This is a genomic window from Streptomyces sp. SID5785 (assembly GCF_009870065.1).
In the GTDB taxonomy this organism is placed as follows: Bacteria; Actinomycetota; Actinomycetes; order Streptomycetales; family Streptomycetaceae; genus Streptomyces.
In genome coordinates this window covers 1-7424 of sequence record NZ_WWIA01000306.1, presented here as the reverse complement: position 1 = coordinate 7424, position 7424 = coordinate 1, and the positions used below count along the sequence as shown (strand labels likewise).

Sequence of the window (7424 nt, the reverse complement as noted above, 5' to 3'; positions counted from 1 at the left end):
ACCGCGTCGACGAGCGCGTCGCGCAGGCCGCCGATCTCGCGGGCGAAGCGGTCGCGCTGCTCGGCGGCGATCCGTCCGGCGGTGGCGAAGGCCGCGACGGCGGGGACGTCGAGGGTGCCGGAGCGCACGTGCCGCTCCTGGCCACCGCCGTGCAGCACGGGCACGGGCGTGTACTCGCGGCCGAGGAGCAGCGCTCCGATGCCGTAGGGCCCGCCCACCTTGTGGCCGGAGACGGTCATCGCGGCGAGCCCGGACGCGGCGAAGTCGACGGGCAGCTGGCCGAAGGCCTGGACGGCGTCGGCGTGCAGCGGCACGTCGAACTCGGCTGCGACGTCGGCGAGTTCGCGGACGGGCTGGACGGTGCCGATCTCGTTGTTGGCCCACATGACGGTGGCGAGGGCGACGTCGTCGGGGTTGCGCTCGATCGCCTCGCGCAGCGCGGCGGCGTGCACACGGCCGTACCGGTCGACGGGGAGGTACTCGACGGTGGCGCCCTCGTGCTCGGCGAGCCAGTGCACGGCGTCGAGGACGGCATGGTGCTCGACGGGGCTGGAGAGGACGCGGGTGCGGGCCGGGTCCGCGGCGCGGCGGGCCCAGTACAGACCCTTGACGGCGAGGTTGTCGGCCTCGGTGCCGCCGGAGGTGAGGACGACCTCGCTGGGTCGGGCGCCGAGGGCCGCGGCGAGGGACTCGCGCGATTCCTCGACGGTGCGCCGGGCGCGGCGTCCCGCGGCGTGCAGGGACGATGCGTTGCCGGTGACGGCGAGCTGGGAGGTCATCACCTCGATCGCCTCCGGAAGCATCGGAGTGGTCGCGGCGTGGTCGAGGTAAGCCATGGTGGCCACGATTCTACGAGCCCGCGGCCGGGCCCTGACATCCGCGTGGGGTCCCGTCCCACGCGGGGAGCGCGGGGTCAGCCCGCGATGCTCCACGACAGCGTGTTGTCGGCGGTGACGAAGGCGGCGAGCACGACGAGGTCGGCGATGCCGAGACCCAGGCCGAGCAGCGCGCGGCCGCGGCGTCCGGTGCCGCGCAGCAGGGCGAGTCCGGCGAGGACGATGGCGACGGGGCCGAGGAAGACGTTGAGGACGAGCAGGCCGAGGAGGCCGAGGACGAAGGAGGCGACGGCCATGCCGTCGGCGTCCTTGCGGCGCGGCGCGGCGTCCTCCGCCACGGTGTCGCCCGGCGCGATGTCCCCCGCCTCGGTGCCCTGCGGCGCGGCGGGAGCCGGCTCGTCGGGTGCGGCGGCCTTCTTCTCTGCGGTGAGCTGCATGTCTGGTACCCCCTGGTGAATGCGGTGCGTGCGGTGAATCAGGTGAACGCGGTGCGTGCGGTGTCTGCCGTGAACACGGTGCGCGCGATGGACGCAGCGCATGCGACGGATGCGGTGTCAGGCCTGGCGGGTGCGGCGGGCGTGCCGCTCGCGGAGCGCGAAGACGGTGAGCCAGACGGCGATCACGGCGGCGGCGACGAGCGTGAAGGACAGTGGGGCGTGGGCCACGGTGCCGAGGGCGAAGCCCAGGAGCAGGAGGGCCGCTACGAGGAACAGCACGGAGAACCTCTCAGGGTCGTTACGGGTTACAACTGTTCACTGACTCCTGAGTCTAGCCCGTCGCGCGGGTTCCCCATGACAGAGAACAAGTGTTAACTGGATGACATGAGTCACACCCTCGGCATCCGGCAGGCCCAGAAACAGAAGACCCGGCAGGCGCTGCTCGACGCCGCGCTGGAGCTGCTGGCCGACCAGAGCCTGAGCAGCCTGGGCCTGCGCGAGGTCACGCGCGCCGTGGGCGTGGCGCCGACCGCCTTCTACCGGCACTTCGAGAGCACCGCCGACCTCGGCGTCGCCCTGGTCGAGGAGGCGCTCGGCAGCCTGCACGCGATGATCCGGGACCAGTTGACGGCGACCTGGGACAGCGACGAACGCATCACCCGCACGGTTGAGTTGATCGTCCGTCACGTCGCGTCGCACCCGGCGCACGTCCGCTTCCTGGCGCGCGAGCGGTTCGGCGGGGTCAGGCCGGTGCGTGAGGCGATCGCCGCACAGCTCGCCCAGTTCGTCGACGAGGTGGGCGACGCACTGGCCCGGGAGCCGCAGTCGGCCGGCTGGAGCGCGGACGACCTCTCGATGCTGGCCCGGCTCTACGTCGACCACATGATGGTGACCGCGGCGGAGCTGCTCACCACGGCCCCCGAGGACCTGGCGCGCGTGACGGACCGGGCGGAGCGCCAGCTGCGCCTGGTGACCCTCGGCGGCCGCCACTGGCTCGACGCGTCATGAGCAACTAGCCTGACACTCATGACAGATGCCGACTGGATCCTCGACCGCAGCTGGTCCGGCCCCACCGGCGAGATCCGCTGGACGGCCCTCGGCCCCGCGGACGCCCCGCCGGTCGTCCTCGTCCACGGCACCCCCTTCTCGTCGTACGTGTGGCGGGGCCCGGCCCGCGCGCTCGCCGCGCGGCACCGGGTCCACGTGTGGGACCTGCCCGGATACGGCACCTCCGAGATGCGGGACGGGCAGGACGTCACGCTGGACGCCCAGGCCAGGGCCCTCGCCGGACTGCTCGACCACTGGGGCCTGACCGCCCCGGCGGTCGTCGCCCACGACTTCGGCGGCTGCGTCGCCCTGCGCGCCCACCTCCTGCACGGCGCCCGGTACGGCCGGCTCGCCCTGGTGGACCCGGTGGCCCTGGCTCCCTGGGGTTCCCCCACGTACCGGCTGCTCGGTGAACACGCCGCGGTCTTCGGGCAGTTGCCGGACGATCTGCACGAGGCGCTCGTCCACCGCTACCTGGGCTCGGCGAGCCACCGGGGACTGCATCCCGACACGCACCGACGGCTCGTCGCGCCCTGGCTCACCCCGGCGGGAAAGGCGGCGTTCTACCGCCAGATCGAGCAGAACGACCAGCGCTTCACGGACGACATCCAGGGGCGCTACGCGGAGCTGCGGCTGCCCGTCCTGGTCTGCTGGGGCGCCGAGGACACCTGGATCCCGCCGGCCAGGGGACGGGAGCTTGCCGGTCTGATCCCCGGCGCCGGACTGCACCTGATCGCCGGAGCGGGCCATCTCGTCCAGGAGGACGCCCCGGCCGAACTCACGGCTGTGCTGGCGGAGTTCCTGCGTACAGACCGGTGATCGCGGCCGCGCAGCGGGCCAGTTCGGCACGCGCCTCGGGCGGCGCGAGCACCTCCAGGCCGTCGGCGAACGGCAGCAGGGTGCGGACCGCGGCGAGCACGCCGAAGCCGAGGCGGACCGTGACCCACTCCGCGTCGGGTCCCGGATCCGGGTGCTCCAGGAGGGAGTTGCCGCACATGCGCAGGAAGAGGTCGTACCGGCCGCGGTGGACCCGGGCGACGACCTCGACGCCGCCCGGCCGCTCCTCGACCTGCCGCTTCAGCACGGCCCAGACGTCGGCGAGTTCGACACCGGTCCGGCGGCGCACCGGCGCGTCCGTGACACGGGCCTCCTGCATGCGGTCGGCGCGGAACAGGCGCGGCACGCCCCTGCGGTCGGCGATCAGGTACCAGACGCCGGCCTTGGAGACGAGGCCGTACGGGTCGACGGTGTAGGTGCGGGCGGTGTCGGTGCCGCTGTGCCGGTAGCGCAGACGCAGCCGGCGGTCGGTGAACACCGCGTCCTGGAGGGCGCTGACGTCCACCTCACGGTGCGGCGGGCCCATCCAGCGCGAGGACTCGACGAGGATCCGGCGACTGGTCAACTCGGCGCCGGGCCGGTGTGGTTCGGGCAGCGCGGCCATCACCTTGCGCAGCGCGGAGCCGAGCGCGGCGTCGAGCCCGAGGGCCCGGTGGGCGCCCTGCGACGCGAGGATGAACAGGGCCCGCGACTCGTCGGCGGTGAGTCCGGTGACGTCCGTGCGGTAGCCGGGCAGCAGCGCGATGCCCCCGTGCCGGCCGCGCTCGGCGTAGACGGGCACGCCCGCGGCGGACAGCGCCTCGACGTCCCGGTAGATGGTGCGGACCGAGACCTCGAGGCGCTCGGCGAGGTCGTGCGCGGGCACCCGGCCGCGGGTCTGGAGCAGCAGGAGGATCGAGAGCAGACGGTCCGACTTCACGGACCCAGCGTCTCGCAGAACATCGCCGGCGGGCATCCGGTAATGCCGACGGAAGCTGTCAGGTAATGACGGCAGAGTGGGCGCCAGCGAACGGCCCGCGCACCAGGCCCGGCGCCGCACGCCATGCACCACACGCACCACGCACCACGCACCACGCTTTTCCGCTTCCGCACCGCACCGCACCGCACCGAGGAGAACCGTCATGGACCCCCGCCCCGTGTTCGAACGCGCCACCGCGCAGACCGCCCGCCTCGTCGCGGACATCCGGCCCGACCAGTACGGGCTTCCCACGCCGTGCTCGGAGTTCGACGTGCGGCGGCTGGTGTCGCACCTGGTCGGTGCGATGAGGAGGGTCACCGTCGTCGGGGAGGGCGGTGACGGGATGTCCGTCACGCCGTTCGCCGACGGTGTCGCGGACGAGGCACTGGCCGCCGCCTACGAGGAGCGCCGGCAGGCCGCGCTCAAGGCCTGGCAGGACGACGCCCGGCTCGACGCCGAGGTCGTCGTGCCGTGGGGCACCGTGCCCGGCCGCGCCGCGGTCGCCGCGTACGTCATGGAGACCGTCACGCACGCGTGGGACCTGTGGGACGCGCTGGGGCGGCACGGCACCCTGGACCCGGACCTCGCCGAGTTCGCCCTCGCGACCGCCCACCGGGCCCTGCCGGCCGAGCCGCGTGGCGGACAGGTGCCGTTCGGCGAGGTCAGGACCGCACCCGCCGGCTCCGGCCCGTACGAGCAGCTCGCGGCCTGGCTGGGCCGCGAGCCGGTCCACGGCGGGAACGAGGGCTGAGCGGCAGCCCCGATCCGGCGGAAAGGACCTAGCCGAGCCGGACGCGGGCGAGCTGGCGGGACTGGGCGACGAGCCGGTCGGCCGAGTCCCAGACCTCCGTGTCCTCCTCGAGGAAGCCGCCCGCGAGATTGCGCGTGGTGATGGAGACGCGCAGCGGGCCGGGCGCCGGGCGGGCGCGCACATGGACCGTCAGCTCGACGGTCGGCACCCAGCCCTTGAGGCCCATCTCGAACGCGGTCGGCGGCAGTGCGTCCACCGTGAGCAGCAGCGAGAGCGGGTCCGCGGCACGGCCGTCGGAGAGCCCGAACCAGGCCCGCATCTCGCCCTTGCCGGAGGGCGCGCCGAGCGCCCAGCCGAGCGTCGACGGGTCGAGCTTGAGGTCGAGCCGCCCGGTGATCGCGGAACTGCCGGGCACCGGCGGCGCGCCTTCGGGGGCGTCGCCGGCGCCGAAGCACTGGTCGATGGGCGGGATGGCGGGCGGCGCGGCGGTCGTGCGCACGTCGTCCGGGAGCGCGTCGAGGTCGCCGTAGGAGGCGAGCACGCGGATGCGCTCCACCTCAGTGCCGTCCTCGGCGTACTGGAACAGGGACGCCTGGCCCGTCGAGAGCGTGCGGCCGGTGCGCACGACGTCGGTCCGGATCACGGCGGGGCCGGGCGCGGACGCCGTCAGGTAGTGCGCCGAGATCGTGAACGGGTCGGAGTGCGGCAGCGCGTCCGCGAGGGCGCGGCCGAGCACGGCGAGGAGATAGCCGCCGTTGACGGCGTTGATGATCGTCCAGCCGGCCGAGAGGTCGATGTCGTAGACCCCCGGCTCGCGGCGGGTCACCGCGGTGTCGCGGTCGAACTCGCTGTCGCCGATACGCGCGCGGACCGTACGCTCCCGGCGCTCCTGCGTGGATACTGCGTCTGCCATACCGGAAAGCTACAACAGGAAATTACTGAGCGGTAGCTTTCCCGTGTGAAGCCTTCGTGACACGCCACGCACGTCACGGCGTCTCCTCGGTGACCTCCACCGCCGACGACCTGCGGTTCCACGCGCGGGGTGCGCGCCAGTGGTAGCGCATCGCGAGCAGCCGAAGGACGAACGCGGTGACCACCGCCACGCCGCTGGTGACGCTCGTGAGGGCGTCGAACCGGATGCACAGCGCCACGATCGCGGCGCCGACGACGGCCGGTACGGCGTACAGGTCACGGTCCCAGCGGACCAGCGACGGCACCTCGTTGGCGATGATGTCGCGCAGCACGCCGCCGCCCACCGCCGTGGCCAGCCCCAGGGCGGCCGACGCGGTGAGCCCGAGGCCGTACGCGTAGGCCTTCGTGGTGCCGGTGACGCAGAAGAGGCCGAGTCCCGCGGCATCGAAGACGTTCACCGCGGTCTGGGTGCGCTCGACCTCCGGGTGCAGGAAGAAGACCAGCGCGGCGGCGATCAGCGGGGTCAGGAAGTACCCGAGATCGGTGAACGCGGCCGGGGGCACGGCCCCGATGACCAGGTCGCGGAAGAGTCCACCGCCGAGTGCGGTCACCTCGGCGAGCGCGCCGATCCCGAAGACGTCCCAGTTCTTGCGGACGGCCATCAGGGCGCCCGAGATCGCGAACACGAAGATGCCGGCGAGGTCGAGCCAGTGCTGGACGGAGGGGGTGAACAGTTCCTGGATCACGCGACATTCTTACCTGTCGCGCACCGTGGATCGCGTCCGGCGCCCACGGGCCGGGCCGGGGCGGACGCCGTACACGGCATCCACCCCGGCCCGGCCGGCGTGCCTACTTCTCTTCGGAGGGCTCCGCCGGGGTCTCTTCCCGGGCCTCTTCCTGAGCCTCTTCCCGGGCCTCTTCCGGGGCTTCCTCCACGGACTCGACCGGGGCCTTCTCCGCGGACTCGGCCGGGGCTTCCTCCGCGGACTCGGCCGGGGCCTTCTCCGACCCGGCGGCCTTCTCGGCCTCCGCCGGCACCGACGGGTCCCCCGGCGCCGGGACCGTCACGACGTCGATCGCCTCCTTGGCCACCTGGAGGAGCGTGGTGTCCTCGGGCGCCTGGTCGTCGGCGTTCTCCGGGTGGTGGCAGGCCACCTGGTGCCCCGTCGCGAGCTGGAGCAGCGGCGGCTCCTTCGTCGCGCACAGCTCGGTCGCCTTCCAGCAGCGCGTGTGGAAACGGCAGCCGGTGGGCGGCGAGATCGGCGAGGGCACGTCGCCGCGCAGCAGGATGCGCTCGCTCTTGACGCCCCGCCGCTTCGGGTCGGGCACCGGCACCGCGGACAGCAGCGCCTTGGTGTACGGGTGCATCGGCCGGTTGTACAGGTCGTCGCGGTCGGCGAGTTCGACGATCTTGCCGAGGTACATCACCGCGATGCGGTCAGAGACGTGCCGGATGACCGAGAGGTCGTGCGCGATGATCACGTACGTGAGACCGAGCTCGTCCTGGAGGTCGTCGAGCAGGTTGACGACCTGCGCCTGGATGGAGACGTCCAGGGCGGAGACCGGCTCGTCCGCCACGACGAGCTTCGGGTTCAGGGCCAGGGCGCGGGCGATGCCGATGCGCTGGCGCTGACCGCCGGAGAACT

Annotated in this window: 10 protein-coding genes; 3 read left to right on the top strand and 7 right to left on the bottom strand. The window is 73.2% G+C overall.

Going from position 1 to position 7424, the window contains the following annotated elements; genetic code table 11:
* From GTW43_RS10105 to GTW43_RS37475, 3 genes are all read right to left on the bottom strand, one after another.
* On the bottom strand, positions 1-836 hold an 836-nt coding region (locus tag GTW43_RS10105), incomplete at its 3' end, for a cysteine desulfurase family protein (protein WP_161301304.1).
* Between the two features lie 77 nt (positions 837-913).
* Positions 914-1132 carry a DUF4190 domain-containing protein gene (locus GTW43_RS38630; protein ID WP_161301305.1) on the bottom strand — a complete coding sequence of 73 codons (219 nt, stop codon included), beginning with the start codon at positions 1130-1132 and terminating at the stop codon, positions 914-916.
* 258 nt (positions 1133-1390) lie between these two features.
* On the bottom strand, positions 1391-1552 hold the full coding sequence (locus GTW43_RS37475) for a hypothetical protein (protein WP_202501279.1): 162 nt from the start codon (positions 1550-1552) through the stop codon (positions 1391-1393).
* A 105-nt stretch (positions 1553-1657) separates the two neighbouring features.
* Between GTW43_RS37475 and GTW43_RS10095 the strand changes: the two genes are divergently transcribed.
* Entirely contained in the window at positions 1658-2281 is a 624-nt protein-coding gene (locus GTW43_RS10095) for a TetR family transcriptional regulator (RefSeq protein WP_161301303.1), read from the top strand.
* Positions 2282-2299: 18 nt separating this feature from the next.
* Positions 2300-3139: an alpha/beta fold hydrolase gene (locus tag GTW43_RS10090; RefSeq protein ID WP_161301302.1), complete on the top strand. Its 840-nt coding sequence runs from the start codon at positions 2300-2302 to the stop codon at positions 3137-3139.
* Here GTW43_RS10090 and GTW43_RS10085 read toward each other — a convergent pair.
* Positions 3099-4076 (bottom strand): YafY family protein, encoded by a 978-nt coding sequence (locus GTW43_RS10085; protein ID WP_161301301.1) that lies wholly within the window; start codon positions 4074-4076, stop codon positions 3099-3101. The two genes, GTW43_RS10090 and GTW43_RS10085, sit on opposite strands and share 41 nt — an antisense overlap.
* 202 nt (positions 4077-4278) lie before the next feature.
* Between GTW43_RS10085 and GTW43_RS10080 the strand changes: the two genes are divergently transcribed.
* Entirely contained in the window at positions 4279-4866 is a 588-nt protein-coding gene (locus GTW43_RS10080; protein ID WP_161301300.1) for a TIGR03086 family metal-binding protein, read from the top strand.
* A gap of 28 nt (positions 4867-4894) precedes the next feature.
* Here the strand turns inward: GTW43_RS10080 and GTW43_RS10075 are convergent, their stop codons facing one another.
* The 3 genes from GTW43_RS10075 to GTW43_RS10065 form a co-directional block, all read right to left on the bottom strand.
* A complete protein-coding gene (locus tag GTW43_RS10075; RefSeq protein ID WP_161301299.1) occupies positions 4895-5779 on the bottom strand; it encodes a thioesterase family protein in 885 nt (294 codons plus the stop codon).
* A 73-nt stretch (positions 5780-5852) separates the two neighbouring features.
* Positions 5853-6524, bottom strand: coding sequence for a trimeric intracellular cation channel family protein (locus GTW43_RS10070; protein WP_161301298.1), 672 nt, complete (start codon positions 6522-6524; stop codon positions 5853-5855).
* A gap of 103 nt (positions 6525-6627) precedes the next feature.
* On the bottom strand, positions 6628-7424 hold a 797-nt coding region (locus GTW43_RS10065), incomplete at its 5' end, for an ABC transporter ATP-binding protein (protein ID WP_161301297.1).

Bases quoted from the DNA above. Each gene is read 5' to 3' on its own strand.
- GTW43_RS10090 (WP_161301302.1), top strand. From the start codon at position 2,300: ATGACAGATGCCGACTGGATCCTCGACCGCAGCTGGTCCGGCCCCACC.
- GTW43_RS10075 (WP_161301299.1), bottom strand. From the start codon at position 5,779: ATGGCAGACGCAGTATCCACGCAGGAGCGCCGGGAGCGTACGGTCCGC.
- GTW43_RS10080 (WP_161301300.1), top strand. From the start codon at position 4,279: ATGGACCCCCGCCCCGTGTTCGAACGCGCCACCGCGCAGACCGCCCGC.
- GTW43_RS10095 (WP_161301303.1), top strand. From the start codon at position 1,658: ATGAGTCACACCCTCGGCATCCGGCAGGCCCAGAAACAGAAGACCCGG.
- GTW43_RS38630 (WP_161301305.1), bottom strand. From the start codon at position 1,132: ATGGCCGTCGCCTCCTTCGTCCTCGGCCTCCTCGGCCTGCTCGTCCTC.